The 19,015-nt window shown below is 55.9% G+C and carries 19 protein-coding genes; 17 read left to right on the top strand and 2 right to left on the bottom strand.

The features are described from left to right. The first annotated feature begins 6 nt into the window (after positions 1-6). The 4 genes from HUS57_RS00245 to HUS57_RS00230 all read left to right on the top strand — a co-directional run bounded on the left by HUS57_RS00245 (position 7) and on the right by HUS57_RS00230 (position 5,120). Positions 7-2,169, top strand: coding sequence for a N,N-dimethylformamidase beta subunit family domain-containing protein (locus HUS57_RS00245; RefSeq protein ID WP_173930935.1), 2,163 nt, complete (start codon positions 7-9; stop codon positions 2,167-2,169). 55 nt (positions 2,170-2,224) lie between these two features. Next, on the top strand, positions 2,225-3,307 hold the full coding sequence (locus HUS57_RS00240) for an alanine racemase (protein ID WP_173931194.1): 1,083 nt from the start codon (positions 2,225-2,227) through the stop codon (positions 3,305-3,307). Positions 3,308-3,871: 564 nt separating this feature from the next. Continuing rightward, on the top strand, positions 3,872-4,774 hold the full coding sequence (locus HUS57_RS00235) for a cation diffusion facilitator family transporter (RefSeq protein ID WP_173931193.1): 903 nt from the start codon (positions 3,872-3,874) through the stop codon (positions 4,772-4,774). Positions 4,775-4,805: 31 nt separating this feature from the next. Then, positions 4,806-5,120, top strand: coding sequence for a metalloregulator ArsR/SmtB family transcription factor (locus HUS57_RS00230; protein ID WP_173930934.1), 315 nt, complete (start codon positions 4,806-4,808; stop codon positions 5,118-5,120). A gap of 790 nt (positions 5,121-5,910) precedes the next feature. Here the strand turns inward: HUS57_RS00230 and HUS57_RS00225 are convergent. Together HUS57_RS00225 and HUS57_RS00220 are read right to left on the bottom strand one after the other, a co-directional pair. Further along, complete coding sequence (locus HUS57_RS00225; protein ID WP_173930933.1) at positions 5,911-6,450, bottom strand: hypothetical protein; 540 nt, start codon at positions 6,448-6,450, stop codon at positions 5,911-5,913. A 411-nt stretch (positions 6,451-6,861) separates the two neighbouring features. Next, positions 6,862-7,203: a hypothetical protein gene (locus HUS57_RS00220; RefSeq protein ID WP_173930932.1), complete on the bottom strand. Its 342-nt coding sequence runs from the start codon at positions 7,201-7,203 to the stop codon at positions 6,862-6,864. 92 nt (positions 7,204-7,295) lie between these two features. On the opposite strand from HUS57_RS00220, the gene HUS57_RS00215 reads away from it, so the two are divergent. From HUS57_RS00215 to HUS57_RS00155, 13 genes are all read left to right on the top strand, one after another. Beyond that, complete coding sequence (locus HUS57_RS00215; RefSeq protein WP_173930931.1) at positions 7,296-7,595, top strand: PqqD family protein; 300 nt, start codon at positions 7,296-7,298, stop codon at positions 7,593-7,595. A gap of 23 nt (positions 7,596-7,618) precedes the next feature. Next, on the top strand, positions 7,619-8,047 hold the full coding sequence (locus HUS57_RS00210) for a lasso peptide biosynthesis B2 protein (RefSeq protein WP_173930930.1): 429 nt from the start codon (positions 7,619-7,621) through the stop codon (positions 8,045-8,047). Further along, complete coding sequence (locus HUS57_RS00205; protein ID WP_173930929.1) at positions 8,038-9,036, top strand: hypothetical protein; 999 nt, start codon at positions 8,038-8,040, stop codon at positions 9,034-9,036. The genes HUS57_RS00210 and HUS57_RS00205 overlap by 10 nt, the downstream gene beginning before the upstream one ends. A gap of 294 nt (positions 9,037-9,330) precedes the next feature. Further along, the gene (locus tag HUS57_RS00200) at positions 9,331-10,755 is read left to right on the top strand and encodes a class I adenylate-forming enzyme family protein (RefSeq protein ID WP_173930928.1); all 1,425 of its coding nucleotides are present in this window, start codon (positions 9,331-9,333) and stop codon (positions 10,753-10,755) included. Further along, on the top strand, positions 10,752-11,315 hold the full coding sequence (locus HUS57_RS00195; RefSeq protein ID WP_173930927.1) for a GNAT family protein: 564 nt from the start codon (positions 10,752-10,754) through the stop codon (positions 11,313-11,315). The genes HUS57_RS00200 and HUS57_RS00195 overlap by 4 nt, the downstream gene beginning before the upstream one ends. Further along, entirely contained in the window at positions 11,312-11,563 is a 252-nt protein-coding gene (locus tag HUS57_RS00190) for an acyl carrier protein (RefSeq protein WP_173930926.1), read from the top strand. The genes HUS57_RS00195 and HUS57_RS00190 overlap by 4 nt, the downstream gene beginning before the upstream one ends. Then, positions 11,563-12,522 (top strand): nucleotidyltransferase family protein, encoded by a 960-nt coding sequence (locus tag HUS57_RS00185; protein WP_173930925.1) that lies wholly within the window; start codon positions 11,563-11,565, stop codon positions 12,520-12,522. The genes HUS57_RS00190 and HUS57_RS00185 overlap by 1 nt, the downstream gene beginning before the upstream one ends. A gap of 387 nt (positions 12,523-12,909) precedes the next feature. After that, the gene (locus tag HUS57_RS00180) at positions 12,910-13,695 is read left to right on the top strand and encodes an aldolase/citrate lyase family protein (RefSeq protein ID WP_173930924.1); all 786 of its coding nucleotides are present in this window, start codon (positions 12,910-12,912) and stop codon (positions 13,693-13,695) included. Between the two features lie 87 nt (positions 13,696-13,782). Further along, entirely contained in the window at positions 13,783-14,547 is a 765-nt protein-coding gene (locus HUS57_RS00175; protein WP_210256031.1) for an FCD domain-containing protein, read from the top strand. A gap of 211 nt (positions 14,548-14,758) precedes the next feature. After that, on the top strand, positions 14,759-15,928 hold the full coding sequence (locus HUS57_RS00170; protein ID WP_173930922.1) for an NADH:flavin oxidoreductase/NADH oxidase: 1,170 nt from the start codon (positions 14,759-14,761) through the stop codon (positions 15,926-15,928). A gap of 18 nt (positions 15,929-15,946) precedes the next feature. Further along, complete coding sequence (locus HUS57_RS00165; protein ID WP_173930921.1) at positions 15,947-17,005, top strand: amidohydrolase family protein; 1,059 nt, start codon at positions 15,947-15,949, stop codon at positions 17,003-17,005. Between the two features lie 97 nt (positions 17,006-17,102). Continuing rightward, on the top strand, positions 17,103-17,825 hold the full coding sequence (locus HUS57_RS00160) for an SDR family oxidoreductase (RefSeq protein WP_173930920.1): 723 nt from the start codon (positions 17,103-17,105) through the stop codon (positions 17,823-17,825). Positions 17,826-17,872: 47 nt separating this feature from the next. After that, positions 17,873-18,889: a TRAP transporter substrate-binding protein gene (locus tag HUS57_RS00155; protein ID WP_173930919.1), complete on the top strand. Its 1,017-nt coding sequence runs from the start codon at positions 17,873-17,875 to the stop codon at positions 18,887-18,889. Positions 18,890-19,015 lie beyond the last annotated feature (126 nt).

Genomic DNA, 19,015 nt, shown 5'->3' with positions numbered 1-19,015 from the left:
TCTAGAATGATTTTAACCGGCTATACGGATCGGTGGTCAGTTCGCCCCGGAGAAGAGATTTCATTCCACATTCATTGCGCTAAGCCACATTTTGACGCGCAGCTAGTCAAGCTGCAGCATGGCGACGAAAATCCTCGGGGTCCGGGCCGCAAGCAATTCCGCGTGCCCTGTGCCGCAGATGGGCGCTATCCTGGCTTTCCGCGTTCAATCCATAAAGGGTCGTTCGGCATCGCTGCGCTTGGAGATCTGAATAAGAGCCTGGACAAGGTTGCAATCTCCGCCTGGATATTACCGACTCTGCCCGGCCCGGGACTCCAAGGGATTATTTCCTTGCAACATGACCGAGAAGCCGGTTTCGGCATTTATCTCGCCTCGGACGGTCATGTAGAATGCTACTATGGCGGTGAACGTCTACTGCGATCCGGCGGCCCGCTAAGATGCCGCGAATGGTATCGACTGACAGCAGAGCTGGATGCATCCAGACTCTCCCTCACTATCAAGGCGAAGAGCTGGTCGCCCGAGTTCAGTTCACCGCATCGTGTGGAAAAGCAGCTATTAGCGCCACTCCTCCTGAAACCGCGATCTCAAGTTCTTTTTGCAGCCGGATCATCGAGAGAGACGGAAGAAGGCCTGGCTGGAGATGCGCTCTTCAACGGCAAAATTGCACAGCCTGAACTTCGAAGCGGTAGTGAGCTGATCGCAGCATGGGACTTCTTCTTGAAAAGTTCATCCTGCAAAATCGTCGACACGAGTGGCGGAGGCAGGCATGGTCAATTGATCAATCGTCCTTCGCGTCTGATGACCGGACCTGGTTGGCCGGGAAATTCGGTAGCAACCGCGGCCGGGGCCGACACGCACGATGCCATTCACTTTCACGATGACGATGTTGGGGACGTAGGCTGGCCGAAGAGTTTTTCGTTCAAGATACCCGATGATTTGGAGTACGGCGTCTACGCCATGGTGGTGTCCTCCGGAGAGGCTGAAGACCATATCCCGTTCTTCGTCTGCCCTCCCGTAGGTCGAGCAAGGTCGCAGCTCGCGGTACTGATGCCGACAATGAGCTACCTTGCATATGCCAATGAGTCGCTCGACGTATCCGCTACAGTTCAACTGTCCCCACGTCAGGATATGTCTATTTCGCGCTCGTATTATGATTATGTCGAGCAAAACGGCTTGAAGAGCACTTACGACCTGCACCGTGATGGTAGCCCTATTCTGTACGGCTCGCGTCGGAGGCCAATCATAGATTTCCGTGCCAATGCCCGATGCCGGACTTTCGATGCTCCACATCAATTCGCGGCTGATCTTTACCTAATCGATTGGCTGACCGAGAAGGGTTACGAGTTTGACATCATTACGGATGATTTATTGCACAATGAAGGTGTTTCGCTCCTAGAGCCCTATCGTTGTGTCATCACTGGCTCCCATCCGGAGTATTGGACGAGATCGATGCTCGACGCCCGTGATCAATGGCTCGATGCCGGCGGGCGCTTGATGTATCTTGGGGGGAACGGATTTTACTGGGTAACCGGCGTTGCCGAGGATGATCCCAACATAATCGAGATCCGGCGTTATGCCGGTACACGGACTTCAACAGGGGGAATTGGTGAGGAAAGCCTGAGTGTCAGTGGGGAACGCGGTGGGTTGTGGCGTGATCGCGGCAGGTCCCCACAGTCACGTGTTGGCGTTGGTTTTTCCGGGCAGGGATTTGATCGCGGGATGCCTTATCGGCGAAGTGCGCCGAGCTATTCCGCTGATTGGAGTTGGATTTTTCGCGGAGTTGACCATGAAGTGGTGGGTGCAGGCCCAGCTCTTGTTCTGGGACACGGCGCCGCGGGGTTTGAGGTGGACAAAGCGGATGCCAGGTTTGGTACACCAGCCCATGCAGTATTGCTCGCCTCGACCGAAGCATTCACGGACGCCTATCAGGGAGCCATCGAGAATATGGAGTCACTCAATCCATGGACAGGCGGCTCACACATCGCATCCGGAGTCCGATCTGACCTTGTTATTCTTCCTGGACCGAACGGTGGAGCCGTTTTTTCTGCCGGCTCGATAAGCTGGACGTCTACCCTTTCTGCAAATGGCTATGATAGCGACACATCGCGTATCACACAGAACGTGCTTTCCGCATTTCTGGACAATAAGCCGATCGGTCCAAGCCAATAGGAACTAGGACATGCCTGATCGGGATGCTTCCTTGGCGTCTGTACTACGGCCAACAATGACAAAGCTCAGCAGGAAGCACAAGCTCGATGACATTCAGACGCCCTCCGTCCTTGTAGACATAGGCTGTGTGCGGCGTAACATTTCGCGCTTCCAATCCTATTCCAATGCACATGGCTTGAAGGTGCGGCCGCATATCAAGACCCATAAGTTACCAGCAATTGCCGAAATGCAGATCGCGGCGGGAGCTGTTGGAATCACCTGTCAGAAAGTTTCGGAAGCCCAGGCGATGGTGTCCGGGAGCGAGCGTATCAGCGACGTGCTGATCACCTACAATATTCTTGGCGAAGCCAAGTTGCGCGCACTCGATGCATTATCGCGGAAGGTACGCCTGAGTGTCGTTGCTGACAGCCAACAGGTAGTTGACGGATTGGCAGGTGTGTTTGCGGCCGCCTCTGAGCCGCTTTCTGTGCTTGTGGAATGCAATACCGGTGCAGATCGTTGCGGGGTCAGCAGTCCGGCTGAAGCTGCCATGCTCGCCAAGTATATCTCTAACAGTCCGGGATTGCATTTTGGCGGATTGATGACCTACCCGCCCATTGGTGGGACCGCCAGGGTCCAAACTTTTTTGGCCGACACTAAGGCGTTGATTGAAGCTGAGGGTCTTGCCGTCCCGGTGGTCAGCTCCGGCGGATCGCCTGACATGTATTCCGCGCACCTTGCACCAGTGGTCACGGAGTATCGCCCGGGCACCTACGTCTACAATGATCGCTCGCTTGTTCTTGGCGGCCGCTGCAAGTGGAGCGACTGTGCACTGACAGTTGTGACTACCGTAGTCTCTGTCCCAGCTCCCGAAAGGGCCATCATTGACGCGGGGAGCAAGATACTCACCACAGACTTGCTGGAATTAAATGGCTACGGGCATGTTTTGGGAAGGCCTGACATCACGATCGACCAGTTATCGGAGGAGCATGGTCGGCTGCGCTCATCGGGAGCGATTAACCTTTCCGTAGGACAGCGCCTGCGGATCGTGCCGAACCATGCCTGCGCTGTGGCCAACATGGTAGATACTGTCATCGCAACGGGCTTGAATAATGGACCGGAGGTTTGGCCTGTGTCCGCGCGGGGCAAAGTAATATAGCTTCGTCTCCGGTTATCTTGTTCGCAATGATAAGCAAACACATAACCTGCTCCGAAGTGACGACGGGCGGGTTACATCAAGGATTGCCTCGCCCCTCTTCCGGCCGCTAAGTCAATCAATCGCTTGGTTTCTCCAAGCATATCCGCCCAGTTCCACAAGTACCTCAGACACTCAACACCACAGCCTGTATGCCGCCCGTCTACGCCGCTCTAGTCGAACGATTAGGCGCCTGATCACTCCCTTTATCGCATGTGACGGTTGTTGCCCTATCGGATTGAAGCGAACGAAATAAAACAAGGCACGCTCCACCCGTGAACGGGGTTGACGGCCTGATCAACGACTCCGGCAAACTGCTCGCCGCGCTCATCGGACAAGTCTCCGCATTGACAAGTAACATATGAATACATATTCATATGTTTGAGAAAAGTGGAGCCGCCGACTGTGACACCTTTCCCAGAGCAACAAACCAGCCATGATCGCGACCAATCCAGTCACGGCACGAAGAGGGCGCATGCCCGCCGCGGTCACGGTCACGACGATCATAATCATTCTCACGTCCTTGCGGTGACAGCGCAGAACGAGCGCAAGATCCTTGTTTCCTTCCTCCTGATCTTCTCATTCATGATGGTCGAAGCGATTGGCGGCGCGGTATCCGGCTCGTTGGCGTTGCTGGCCGATGCCGGGCACATGCTCACGGACGCCATCGCGCTTGGCCTTGCCTATGCCGCCTTCCGGCTTGGCCGCCGTGGTGCGGATGCGCAGCGTACCTTCGGTTATGGCCGGTTCGAGGTAATCGCCGGTCTCGTCAACGCTCTGACATTGTTCGGCATCGTCGGTTTCATCCTTTACGAAGCCGTCACGCGCTTTCAGGACCCCGGTCCTATCCTGGCAGGACCGATGTTCATCATCGCAGCCGCCGGCATGTTGGTGAACCTGTTCGTGCTGCGGATTCTTACGCGCGGCGATGCGGAGCACATCAACGTCAGGGGCGCCATCCTGCATGTGATGGGCGACTTACTGGGTTCGGTGGGCGCAATCCTCGCAGCGGTAGTTATCTGGTACACGGGATGGACCCCGATCGACCCGATCCTGTCTCTTCTTGTCTCGCTCCTTATACTACGCAGCGCCTGGAGCCTGATGAAACAGACCCTGCATATCCTGCTCGAAGGGGCTCCCTCTGGCCTGGAAGGCGGCAAGATCGCCGCACACCTGAAGAAGGCCGTGGAGAGTGTGCAGGAAGTTCATCACGTTCATGTCTGGTCGATCACTTCCGGAGTGTTGGTCGCAACGCTCCAGCTCCGGCCAAAGCCGGGCGCCGACATTCGCTTGGCCGTGCGCCAGGTGGAACGGGAATTGAAGGAGCGCTTCGGCGTCGAGCATGCAACCGTCGGCATCGATTGGGACGGAGCCAGCACGTGCCGTTTCCAGCAGGAGGCGCCCTCATCACACCATGCGCATGCCCACTGATCGGGTGGGGAAGTAGAGAAAGGACCACTCCTTGTCGCAAGCCAGCGCATTGCGGCCGTACGAGCTGACCGTCTTGTCGGAGACTTTTCGCCTGCTCGGAGATCCCAGCAGGCTGAAGATCTTGCTGTGCTGCTCTGACGGGCCCAAATCCGTTTCCAAAATTGCCGCGGAGTTGCAACTGTCACAGTCGCTTGTCAGCCACCACCTACGTCTTCTGCGAGGTGCAAGGCTCGTGCGAGGCGAGCGGCAGTCAAAAAAGGTCTTCTATGAAATCGCTGACAAGCATGTCAGCGACATGCTTTCCGACATGATCAGCCACATCCGTGAAGACCGCAGCGAACACTGACCTGCGACAGGGGGCAAGCTGGGTGTCGGCAGTTCGAGCCGCCGACATTCTTGGGCGACATAGGGCGGCAAAGATGTTGGCCTCTATTGGGCTATTCAATTTTTCGCGGGGATGTCTCTCGGATAACCGGCTAGAACGTTCGCGATGCTGGCAGGTTGGCCGCTGCTGAATGCCGCCTGTCATCCGTCAATAAGGCGATATGGAGCGCGTACGGCCGCGGTCCACCCCGCTGCATGCCGCGCGGTGTTCATCGTTCTTGCGAAGTTCATCATTGAGCCGCTTGATGGCATCTCGTAAACCACTGTCTATAACATGCCCGATCTCATGGGCCCTACAGGTGCAGATTGCTCCGGCTTGAGAGCGTTGGAGACAGTGACATAATCAGGGCTGCCACCGCGTCTGAATACTGCCCTACCCACGTCACTTCCGATCTCAGGAGATCGCGGCGCAACTGAACGAATTGCCTCGCCAGTTCGCCCTTTGCGATTTCGTCCAATGCTTCACTCGGTAGTGCCACGTCAGGTCCGGATACGCTCCTTCGACCCACCACATATCGGGCAGAGAGCGGTCTTCCGTGTATGTCGTGTGTGAGCCTTCCTTTTGCATTCGCCAACACTCCAGTGGGATAATGCGCATGGAAACGACGCGGCGGTTTCACCGGAAAATTATAGATGTTTGCGCAGCCAGAAACCTGCTTTTTCAAGCCTTACCGGAAAATCAACCGCTATAGGAATTACGCCCGCAACGGTTGCAAGGCCGCCCGAACCGCCTTTTCGGGCCATCGAAGGGGTCATAAGCTACTCGCCTCCTGGCCAATGACTCGTAGCTCATGAAGGCCTATGCCATCCGCGCCAACAAGGCTGTTGAATTGAATGATGTCTTTCAACCGTGGATGATTATTGACGTATTTGCGGATGCGGGCAGCCGTCTTTGGCGCCACGGTCTTAAGATAGTTTGGGTCAGTCATGTAGGCGCGAATGGCTTCCGCCATCAACTCGCGCTGGATATTATCGCCCTTGTACCTATGCTGCTCCGGCCCGAACTTTTTACCATAGCTCTGTGGGTTGTTTAGATCGTTATAGATCGTGCGGAGCTCATCGTTGATACCGCTTATCGGTATTTCATCGACTGTCTTGTCTATAACATGTCCGATCTCATGTGCTGCTACACGTGCAGATTGCTCCGGCTTGAGAGCGTTGGAGACAGCGATATAATCAGGGCTGCCACCGCGTCTGAATACTGCCCTACCCACGTCACGTCCAATTTCCGGAGATCGCGGCGCAACTGAACGAATTGCCTCGCCAGTTCGCGCCTTTGCGATTTCGTCCAATGCTTCACTCGGTAGTGCCACGTCAGGTCCGGATACGCTCCTTCGACCCACCACATATCGGGCAGAGAGGAGCCCTCCATCAATGTCGCGAGTAAGGTTTCCTGTTCCATCTGCAATCGTTCCTCCCGGGTAATCCGCCTCAACGGGCCGGGGAGATTTCATAGGAGGATTATATATAATTTCAGGTCAAACTTCCAGTATTTTCAAGCATTTACTGGAAAATCACCGTCTATAATAGGAATTACTCCTGCAACGGTTGCGAGATTGCCCAGCTCCGGGAGAATCCCCTGATCGGTACGCACTAGCTGCTTCATCCGCCCCAAGGGCCTCTCCTAAGTCATGACAAAATTCATCAGCCCGCTAGTGGCCTTGGCTAAATCCTACAGCGCATACCTCCCCGCCCGGAACAGCTTATTGCCACGCCGGCAATCCCCATGCGATCGCTCCTCGCAATGATGGCTGGTACGAGCGCAACGCCGCCATCACCGCCAGTTCGTCGCCCTGACTATTGCCCTTATCTTGCCTCTGCCGATCCATGCCTTGCCGTTCGGCCATCTGCGCGCTGCCAACGTCCGCGCCTATCTTCTTGCCGGGAATACGCTCTTGAGTAGCCATCCGGTCGTATTCCGCCTGCTGTTTCATGACCCGGTGCTGTAAATCGACCTCATGACGCTCCTGATCGACGCTCGCCTGCAACGTTACCTCTTCCATCCGTGCGATCGCCTCGGCCTCGATCTCTTGCAGCTTGATCATAAGGTCTGCGTCAAGTCGTCAATCCAGCAGTTGCTAGAATTAAGGATATTCCATAACATGCTGGCAGGAGTGATCGCATATGGGAGGAGTTCATGCGGTCAGTGGGGGAGCGTTCCGTCTTTCTTATGAATCCGTCCGTCAACTACCAGCCCGTGGGTGATGGCGCAGTAATCCTGCGCTTTGATGACGGGCAATTGTTCACCTGTAACGCGACGTTTGAAGCATTTCTCCGTCATGTCGACGGCAACCGCACACTGGAAGAGATTGCCGCGCTGCTTTGCGAGGAATTCGACGTCGATTCGGGTACCGTGACTGGGGACCTGATCGAGATTGCGGGGGAACTTGTCGAGGAGGGTATTATCCGGCTTGCCAGTGAGGAACTGACGAAGTGATGAAGTAGCGTCGCTATCTGGCCATGGCTGCTCCAATAATCACAAGGCTGCTGTTTAACCTGGACCTGTGGCTCCGCGCCCGTCTCCTGCCCTGGCAGGTTCCGCGCGATTCTTTGGATCAGGTGTTGAAGCTGGCAACATTCTCGGGAGCGCCGTCCTATCCCGGCCTTCCGCTTTCCTATGTGGTCAGCAAAATTGCGCGCGCAGTGAGGCGTCCATGGCTTATGCGCGACCGGCGTTGTCTGCGCGTAGGCCTTTTGGGATACCGCTTCCTTCGGGAGGCGGGATATGAGCCGAGACTTTGCTTCGGGATCGACCCTGCCTCTGTTTCTGCAGACAGGCTTGCCGCCCATTGCTGGGTCGAGGTCGACGGCAAGACGGTGCTGGGCGCCTCGGCAACACCGATGCTGCCCATTCTTATCTATCCGGAAAAGGACGTGCCATGCCGATAGGGAAGGCAGGATGCGTGCAGGCGTTCTATGACCTTGAGGCGACAGTGCTTGAAGCGCATGCCGACAATGACCGATTTCTCGAAGGCCTGGATTATCTTATAGGTGAGCGGCGCCTGGCATTGCCACGCGCAGCCACGTTCCGACTCGACATCACCGTCGGCATTCCCCCGCCTCCAGAAGATGAGATGGAAGTTCTTTATCAGGGGCCGCTTCTTGATGAGGGGAGCTGCATATTCGGCCGCATAAGGGATGCTTATGTGCTTAACTTTCCCGGCGCGGCGACGTTGAATATCTTTCCGGATGCAAGAACTGCTGAATTGATCATTGCAGAAGGCAGGCTGGTTCATACCCGCGGCAACATGATCGCGTTGGCTCTTGAATTCGCGCTCGATTCAGACGGCCAGCAAGTTGTTCATTGCGCCGGAGTATCGCTGCCCGACAGTGACAGGGCCTTGCTGCTGTGTGCACCGAGCGGGACTGGCAAGACCACAACCGCACTTGCGCTCGCCGAGGCCGGCTTTCCGCTCGCGGCTGATGACGCGATGGTGCTGCGAATAGAGGACGACGATATCCGTGCGTGGGGGCTGCCGCGGGCGATGAAGGTGCACCGGAAAACGGCGGAGATGCTGCCGTTCCTTGCTGCCGTCATGGGAAGCTGGAACGATAATGGCGAACAGGCCATACCGCGAGCAAGGCTCGAAGGGGTGGTTTCCTTTGACCGTCGCAACCTTCGCGTTACGGATATCTTCCTGCTGAACCGTTCAGGATCAGGGAGAGGACGGCTTCGACCGATACCAAGAGCCGAAATGCTGGCGGCGCTGGCTGCCGACAACATTCGCCGTGCGAATACCGGCCTTACTCCACTGCAATCGCGGCGCTATGCAATGTTGGCGAAAGCCGTTGACAAGGCGTCGGCCTTCGAACTGGATCTTCCGCATCGAATTACTCACCTCACCAATGTTCTTATCAATGAAATGGAGGTGAGGTGAGATAGCATGATGACGACAGATAAATTTCTCTAAATCTGTCAAGAGGATTCACTATCGTTGGTCAGATTGCGTTCTTGTCGCCATTAGGTACTGACACACCCACCTGCGCTGTAACCTCTGACAGTTTCTCCCGCCTATTCAATACCGGTTTTTCGTACCTTTTCTTCATTGCAGATCCTCCCAAGGATAAGTAGCATAAGCACATTAATACTAGAGGTCTTAGCTGACAGCCGTCAATGCCTCACAGTTTATAATATCGCGAGTTAAAGGCAATAACGGCGTGAGATAGTTTTCATGAGTGTTCCGCCCGTTCTCTTTGCGCATTTGCATCGGAAAGCAAGACTTGTCGATATTCGAAGCGGCGCAACGATCGATAAGCAAGAGTTGTGGCGGCAGATCGAAACGCGGGCTAAAGCTTTGGCCAAGGCTGGCGTGGTGGGCGGCTGCGCGGCCGTTGCTCATCGTAATCCCCTCGCCTGTCTCCGCGACATCTTCGCCTTGTGGACGGTGGGGGCCATGGCGCTGGTCGTCAACCCCGCCATTACGGCCGAGGAACGGGCAAACGTGATGACAACCACCGGCGCCATGGCTCTCCTGGATGGCGAGGAGATACATCGTTCTACGGTACGGAGCGTCTTTACTGGCCCCCTGCACATTGAAGCGCCGGCTTTGACATTAATGACATCCGGCACAACCGGGCATCCCAAGGGCATCGTTCACACGCAGCGCAGCCTCAGTTCACGCATAGCGCTAAACGTTGCAGCCATCGGAAGCGCCGACCTTGAGCGGTCGTTATGTGTGCTGCCCCTCCATTTCGGCCACGGGTTGATTGGCAACGTCCTCACCGTTCTGGCGGCGGGTGGAACACTCTACCTATGGCCACAGCCAGGCATCGAAGAGATGCAAGGCTTCGGCCCATTGGTTGACCGCGAGCAAATCACCTTCATGAGTTCAACGCCATCCTTCTGGAAGGTGGCGATGCGGCTTTCGCCAAGGCCGGAATGGAAGATGAGACGCGTGCATGTGGGCTCTGCGCCGCTATCGGCGGAAGCCTGGAGTTCAATCGCCGGATGGATAGGTACGCGACGCGTCCTCAATATGTATGGCATGACTGAGACGGCGAACTGGATTGCCGGAGCAAGCCTGGAAGATCGGGAGCCGACAGATGGCTTCGTCGGCAAGCCATGGGGCGGCACATGGGCGGTACTCGACGGTGAAGGGAACATCCGGAACAAGGGCTTCGGCGAGGTGCTGGTCGCTTCGCCTTCCATCATGACCTGCTATCTCGGAATGGAAGACGCAACGGCTGCAGCCTTCATCGGCCCGTGGTTCCGGACCGGAGACATCGGCATGATCGCGGAAGATGGCGGCCTGACGCTGGTGGGACGGATCAAGCATGAGATCAATCGCGGCGGCATCAAGATTCCTGCTGAGGAAATCGACCTGCTGCTTGAACGCCATCCGCATGTCGAGGAGGCCTGTGCCTTTCCGCTTGCTGATCCGGTGGCCGGCGAAGCTGTTGCTGCTGCCGTTGTACTGCGCAAGGGAGGCGAGGTCGAAGCCATAAAGGCCTGGTGCCGAGAGCGATGCCGGCCAGAGGCAGTTCCAACGCGTATTTTCCCGCTCGATGCCATCCCGCGCAATGATCGTGGGAAAATCGTGCGTGATCACGTTCGTGAAGAGGCGTTGCGGCAGCACAAGGCACGCCAGCGGGCATGAAGAAGCTGCAAAACATTATTGTTACTGAGCGCTTTCGGCTGGAGCCGATCAGCCGCTGGCGTGCCTTTTGTCTTAGCTATGCGTGGACAAAGGATGTCGAGCTCATCCGCAGTTATACGGGTTCAGCGGCACGGCGTTCGCCGTGGAAATGGTATCGCGAGATGGTACGGCCCAACAACCGCACCAAGTTTGCCCATGCAATCATGCCACATGGTCAGGAAGACCCCATAGGGCTCCACTTTATAGAAATGAGGCCATATAGATCCGCTTATCTGGCAATCGCGATTTCCGATCGGCACTGGTGGGGCAAGAATGTCGTGCAGGAGGTGCGCAAGGGCATAATCGCGCATATTTTTGAGAATACGCCGGTCGATCGGCTCTGCACCTATGTCCGCTCCCGCAACTTCCCGTCGATCTTCAATAACCGGAAGCTGGGTTTTAGCCATGTCGGTACATTGCATCGGGCGAAGCAGGACCCGGTGAGCGGTGAAGTCCATGATTTCCTGATTTTCGAGCTTTTTCGCGATGAATGGGAGCGACGGACCTGGGAGGAATCATGACCTATGCGGAAAGTTTAATCGCGCGCGAAATTGTGGCGGAGGCACTTGGTTGCCCCATAGAAGACGTTCCGTGTGAGGCCAAAGTCGGTTCGCTCCCCCAATGGGACAGCATTGCCCATGTCTCCATTATCGCAGCTGCGGAGGAAAGGCTGGGGCGGATGATGACAGCGGAGGAAATAGCATCCTTCGAAACCGTAGGCAGCCTCGCTGCCCTGTTCGGTGCCGCGCATCGGGAAGATGAAAGCTGATGGTTACGGAGGACGTGGCTTCATTCCTGCCCCGGTTTGCAGATCCAATGTGGCAGGCTCAGCAAGGCTCACGGCCGGAAGGTGCGACGGCGGAGAAACTCGCCGCCCTTGCAAACCACCATGGCGTGTTGCCTATTGTCGAGCGCAAGATGGGGCTATGTGCCGCCGAGGCGGACCCCGATACCGCATTGCGGATAGGTCAGGCATTGCTGCTGCAGCGAAAGGCCGAATTGGTTTCGGCTGAACTGCGAAAGGCGGAAATCCGCTTCGCTATCGTCAAGGGCCCGACCTTCTCGCGCCTTCTCTACGACAATCCCGCCGACCGTCCCTTTACCGATATCGATCTGCTCGTCCATCCCGCGGACCTTGAGCGGGCAAGTGATGTTATGCGCGAGCGGGGTTTTCAGCCCGAGCGCAATGAGATCTGGGACAATTCGCAGCGCAACATGGAGTTCAAGTGGACGCTGGCGCAGAATCGGTCGGTCCTGTTCGAACTCCACACCGACCTTGTCCACTATCCTCGGCTGCGCCGGCGCGTCAGTTTCGGCTATGAGGAACTTCTGGCCGCCGGTCAGGGCGACCCGGAGGCGCCTGAAGCGCTGCTTTGCGTTGCAATCGTTCATGCTTCATGCGGCCACAAGTTCCACCGTCTCCAGATGGTTGTCGATGTGGTGCAGGCCGCGCGTCGGCTCCCCGACGACAGGATCGATACTTTCGTTCGTATAGCAAGGAAGCTGCGGTTCGGCATGGAAGCCGCCGTCAGCCTCTCGCTTGCAAGCAGACTTTTTGAAGATCGGCACGCCACTATATTGGCAAACCGGTTGCGCCGCGGCATCCTGGCGTCGATCGGCTGCCGCTTGATTTCTCCGGAATGTGCAATACAGGCGGCAGATCCACGGCACCGTGGATCATGGGCGCGCCGCAAAGCATTCCGGCTGATACAATATATGCATAGATGATTGGTTCAACGGCCGCCGGAATGGCAAAACCCTGTCGGTGGCAATCCAGGTCGCTCCGACCGTTTTGCTGAGCCTCAAAATGGTTGCGAATCGGACGAGCGCTGGTGGCAGCGTTCAGAACTGATTGTTGCGCATGACGGCTGGGGAGCTGATCATGGAGCCGCTTGTCACACGGGGGCGGAGACAGCGTCGCTCGCCAGAAAAGATTGGCCGAGTTGTTGTCCTTGGTACGCCTTGCCAGCTAGCACTTTCGCCGGATGCCGTCCGATTTCCAGGTCGGACTCATTTTTCCCCAGCAATAGAATTCGGACACCAACCGATATATGAGCATCTTTGCTTTTGTAGGACAATCCAGCATAATAACGAACATTATGAGGAGTGGAGCCAATGTTTGGGCGATTCGACCTAAAGAAGAGATATGAAGCAGGGGAAACCCTTATAGGTACGTGGGTCACGCTTGCGTCAGCGGATGTGGCTGAAATCGCCGCCGATGCCGGCTTCGATTTTGTATGCATTGATATGGAACATGGCTCCTTTGGCATGGACCGGCTGGTCGACATCATGCGTGGGGTGGAGATTGGAGGTGCGGCCACGATCGTGCGGCTCCCCGACACAAGCCGTTCCACAATCCAGAAAGTTCTTGATGCAGGTGCATCGGGTATACTTGCCCCCAACTTGTCGACGGAGGCGAAGGCACTCCAGCTAGTATCGAATTCACGCTATGCACCACTCGGAACGCGTGGAGCATGCCCGCGCATCCGCGCTACCCGTCATCAGACGCGAGATTGGATCAGGGACTTTCAAGAGGCCAATGACAACATTCTTGTCTGGGGGTTGCTTGAGACAACCGAAGGAATTGACAACCTCGACGCGATACTGACAGTGCGCGGTCTGGACGGCATAGTGACTGGTCCTTTTGATCTTGCACAGGACCTGAACATGCCAAACGGGCATGATTCCGAGCAGGTAAGCGCGATCTTTTCTGCGGCACGCGAAAAGATATTACAATCTGATAAGGCACTCGTAGAGGTGCTTTTTGGATTCGACGAGGCCTCAGTCAAGAATGCTTATTCCCGACTAGCCGACCAGGGCGTACGAATTTTCGTCTGCGGTACCGACCGGCGAATATTGGCGTCCGGCTACCGCAGCATTCCAAGTTGGTTCGGTAGGTGAATAATCCTGCAATAAAGGACGATGCGGATTGGTGAGCGTGTCGAGAATACTGCTTTGCTCGTTGGAAAATCGGCGAGGAGACTGAGTTTGAAGACAACAAAAAATTTCTTTGAACCAGTTGTAACCGAGCCTGCCTATCGAGCCGTTGCCCGTATGATCGAATCTAAGATTCTGGCTGGCGAAGTAAAGATCGGCGAACCGCTACCATCGGAAGCAGCGCTTGCAGATCAATTTGGCGTCCACCGTTCAACGGTGCGAGAGGCGATACGCTCTTTGGAGCAAGCTGGCCTGGTCGCGCGTCGGCGTGGACAGAAGCGGCTCTACACCACTAAGCCAGGATCAGCGCAGATATCACGACGCGTCTCGACTGCGATGCTTCTTGGCAAGGTGACGTTCCACGAACTGTGGGAAGTGATGCTCTACCTTGAGGTTGCGGCGGTCAACGCTGCCCTCGATCGCCTTACGGATGATATTCTAACCAAAATTGAGGAAAATGTCATCGAGAGCGAGCTCGCAGTGTCGGAAGGGCGCAGTACAGTTCTCCTTGACGTCGAGTTCCATTTCCTTCTGGCGCAGGCCGCTGGAAATCGAGCGCTCTTGCTCTGCCGCGAGCCGATCAGCCAGCTATTCTATCCCGCGTTCCAGAGTGTCATGGCGCGGCTGAATGCCGGCGAACGTATGATTACGGCTCACCGCAAGATATTTGAAGCGCTGCGAAATCGGGACCGCGCAATGGCGAGCGAATGGATGGAACGGCACATCGTCGATTTCCGGCGGGGTTACGAGCTTGCTGATCTGGACCTCGACACTCCGATCCATGATGCCATGTTTGAGCTGCCGGAAGTCCGATAGCATTCCTGCCACCAGGTACCGGGTATCCCTGTTCGTTATGCTGGATGCTTTGCACCGCAGGCTGACGTCGTATTCCCCGACTACACCGATCTGATTGAAATGCTTCAATGGCAGAACGGCGGGCGCAGACGCCGCAGCTTAACTTGTCGCGCGGTTGATTTCATCGGGAAGAAAATTTATTGTCGGATAATCCGTCAACATCGGAAAGCCAATGCATAACACATCTACTGGTCTCTTCTCTCCCTATCGTCTGCGCGAGATAGAAATACGAAACCGCATCGTCGCGTCACCAATGTGGCAGTACTGCGGCTCTAAGGGGTACCCTACAGATTGGCACCTTATGCACCTCGGGCGGCTCGCTGCTGGTGGGGCTGGTCTGGTCTTTCAGGAAGGAACAGCAGTTGAGCGCCGCGGCTGCGGCTCGCTGGGTGACCTCGGGTTATGGCATGATGACTTCATTGCTCCGCTCAGTCGGATCGTGCGCCTGATTGAATCTTGCGGTGCTACGCCTGGCATCCAGTTGTTACACTGTGGCCGCAAAGCAAGGATGTTGCCTCCATGGCAGAACCGCAAAGCAATAACCTCCGAGGGTATCGCCGACTGGGATGACTGGGATATGATTGCCCCCAGTCCGCTGCCTCATACAAGCGAGCACGACGTTCCACGTGAGATGAGCGCCGCTGACATTGCCGAAGTGATCACGGCTTGGAGCGCCGCAGCTGCGCGAGCTGATCAGGCAGGCTACAAGGTACTCGAGATCCACGCGGCTCATGGCTATCTCATCCACCAGTTTCTATCCCCCTACTCCAACCAGCGTGGCGATGCGTATGGCGGCTCCTTTGAGAATAGGGTTCGCTTCCTTATGGAGATTGTCGAGGGGATCCGTGCGGTATGGCCTGCGCACAAGCCGCTTTTCGTTCGGCTGTCGGTGATCGACCAGGTCGGATGGGAGCTTGAAGATAGCGTCCGTCTGGCACGACTGCTAAAGCAAGCAGGGGTGGATGCGTTAGACTGCTCGTCAGGCGGTCTGGTAGGCATTTCCCCCATAGAAACCGCCGCCGCCGCACAACTGGGATACCAGGTCGACTATGCAACCGCTCTTCGTCGTCAAGTGGATATACCGACGATGGCCGTCGGGATGATTGTCGACGCCGTTCAGGCTGACGAGATCATTAGAGGCGGCAAGGCAGACCTGGTCGCGATAGGACGCGAGCTTCTAAGCAACCCTAATTGGCCGATAGGTGCAGCACAATCACTGGGTGCTGATCCGGATTGGACGCTGGCTCCACAAGTGGAGCGGCACTTCTTACGGCGCCGGGAAGATGCTTGGCGCGCCGCCGGGGTAGTACTGCCCAAGGGACATCCAGCATCGCTGCGTTGAGTAAAGAAGGGGTGCGCGATGACGCTTAGTGACGATGAAAAAGAATTCCTGCCGCTCGTCGGCACCGGTGCAAGACCTGGCTGGAACGCGGCAGAGCCGGAAGAGGTTCTGGAGCCTTCGCTACCAATAGTTGACCCACATCATCATTTGTGGGGAGGTCCTCGTCCTCCCTATGAGCTATCCGCTTTCCAGGCGGACATCGCAGATGGGCACAACATCGTCGCCAGCGTGTTCATCGAGTGCTCTGAAGGGATATTTGAAGATGGTCCCGAGCATTTCCGATCCGTTGGGGAAGTGCAGCACATCGCGCGAATGACGAGACAGTTCAATGTTGAGGGATATAACGGTCCTCGCATCTGCGCCGGTATTGTCGGTTATGCGGACCTGCATATTGGCGCGTCGATTGCGGAGGTCCTTGCCGCTCAAGTAGAGGTCGGGGAAGGACGGTTACGTGGGATCCGCCAGTTCAGCGACCAAAGATCGAAAGTGCGAACGACAACACCAGGCCTTTTCCGGCGGCCTGGCTTCATTGAGGGCTTGGCAAAGCTCGCTGAATTTTCCCTAATCTTTGAAGCCTGGGTACATCATGATGCGCTCGACGACACCGAATCGTTGGTCAAGCGTTTTCCAGAAATCATCTTTGTTATCAATCATGCAGGGGGGCCGCTCGGAGTCGGTCCCTATCGCGGCCAGATGAACCAAGTGCGAGAGCAGTGGGATGCCTCAATGCGCCGCCTAGCTCAATATCCAAACACAGTGGTTAAGATCGGCGGTCTCGGTATGCCTACCGCTGGCTTTGACTTCCACGAAAGAGCCGAACCGCCAAGCTCTGAAGAATTAGCGCAGGCATGGAAGCCTTACGTTGAAACTTGTATCGAGGCCTTTTCACCCCAGAGGGCGATGTTTGAGAGCAATTTCCCGGTAGATGCAGTTTCGTCAAGTTACCGGACATTATGGAATGCGTTCAAACGCCTGACTCACAATTTCTCGCTCGAAGAGAAGTCGGCATTGTTCTCCCGCACAGCGGAGCGAATCTACCGCCTCGACCTTCCTGCACCTGTCACAAGCCCTGCTTGAAGCATTTTGAGGCGCAAACTCGCTCCGGACGGTTGACTGCAACCCTGCATCATTGTCTTATCGTCCGACAATTAATTGTTGAAACTTCGGAGTACACATGACTGAGTGGGCTGTGGTTACCGGTGCAAGTCGTGGGATAGGCGCGGCAGTCGCGAAGCTGTTGAAGGACAGCGGCGTAAAGGTCCTAGCGGTTGATCTCATCGATCCGGAAAATGACCATTACGAGGAGTTCGTCAGGACGGATCTGGCGAACCCGTCTGAGGCGGCTGATGTCGTAAAAGCCGCCATCAATGGCAAGGATGTAACGCGCTTAGCACATGTTGCGGGCTACTGCGTTCCAGCCTCGGTCGAAGCGGCTACAGTCGAAGGCATCACTAAGGAAATCAACATCAGCACCATTTCGCTGATTTCCCTTGCCCAGGTTCTAATTCCTTCGATGAAGCGCCTCGGAAAGGGACGTATCGTAGGAACAGGAAGCCGCGCCGCTCTCGGCAAGGAGGAGCGTGTAGGCTATGCGGCAGCCAAGGCAGGCCTGTCAGGCATTGTTCGAACAATGGCCTTGGAATTAGGCCCCTATGGCATTACCGCTAATGTCGTCGCGCCTGGACCGACGAATACATACATGCTGCAAACGCACAATGACCCCGACGGTGCCTTCATCCAAAAGCGCATCCGGGAAGGGATCCCGGTCCAGTTCGTTGCTGAACCGGTCGACATCGCTGTCGCCTTTGATTTTCTGCTATCCGATCGCGCCCGCTACATCACCGGTCAAGTTCTTAACGTGTGTGGCGGAACGTCGGTGAATTTTCTCAATCGGTAATACTCGTTGAAAGCATCAAACCTAGCGAAGCTTAGGAGAAACAGAACATGAAACTCGTCAAATATGGGCTTGCCTCTTTGATAATAGGCGCCTCTACAATGCTGGCCCAGGCACAGGATGTTATGACGGCGCGTCTAGGCCATGTCTACGCGGATAACAGCCCGCTTGGGGCGGCTGCGCACCGCTTCGTAGAGCGTATCAACGACGCCACAGATGGCGCGCTGAAAATCGAGGTGTTTCCGAACGGTCAGATCGGAAGCGACGAAGCAATGGCACGCGAGCTTGCTCGAGGCACGCTTGAGTTTGCTTTTCTTAATCTCGGCCCTTTGAGCGGTCTTGATCCCGTTTTAGACATTCATTCCTTGCCCTACACCGCGACGAACTTCGACGAAGCACGAAAGTTGTTCCTCAATGAGGAAGGTGTCATCCGGAAGACCCATGCCGAAGCTCTCGACAAATTGGGTATTCGCTATCTGGGAACATACTCGATCGAATTTCGCTCTATCACCAATTCTGGCAAGCCAGTGGTATCGCCGGATGATGTGAGCGGAATGAAGATCCGTATTTACAATTCTCCGGCAATCAAGGCGCTCTTTGACAAAATGGGCGCGCAGACTGTTCTTATGCCCTTCACAGAACTTTTCGTTGCTCTTCAGCAGGGCACCGTAGACGGTCAGGAGAATGGCCCAATCCTCAGCCATACGTCCGGACTTATGGAAACCCAGAAATACATGACGCTGACCAATCATCTGTTCGGTATTTCAGGCATAGTCATCAGCCAGCGTTTCTGGGACAAGTTGACACCTGGCCAGCAGGAGGCGGTGCTCGAGGTTTCACGGGAAATTTCGGAAGAAACGTTTAACGAAGCCGAAGAGGCGACCGCCCAAGCGGTTGAGGCGGTTAAGGCAATGGGGGTCGAGGTAGTGGAATTGACTCCCGAGCAGATGAGCGCATTCGTCGAAGTAGGCCGTTCCACCTGGACGGATCTAGAACCAGTCTTCGGCGCCGATCGCATTTCTGCGGTTCGTGAAGAAGTTGAGAAGATCTCGGCGGGTGCAAACTAAAAAATAAACCGCCTCCTGTTGTCAGTTTACAACAGGAGGCGGAATTGGGGACTAGCGACGGTGAAATCCAATCAAACGCGGCCGGAGGGCCCGGTTCTTCTTAGTATTAACCGCCTTGAGCGGTTA

This window comes from Chelativorans sp. Marseille-P2723, assembly GCF_902809845.1.
Taxonomy (GTDB): Bacteria; Pseudomonadota; Alphaproteobacteria; order Rhizobiales; family Rhizobiaceae; genus Chelativorans.
The sequence above is the reverse complement of the archived record's forward strand: the minus strand, read 5'-3'. Positions and strand labels throughout refer to the sequence as shown.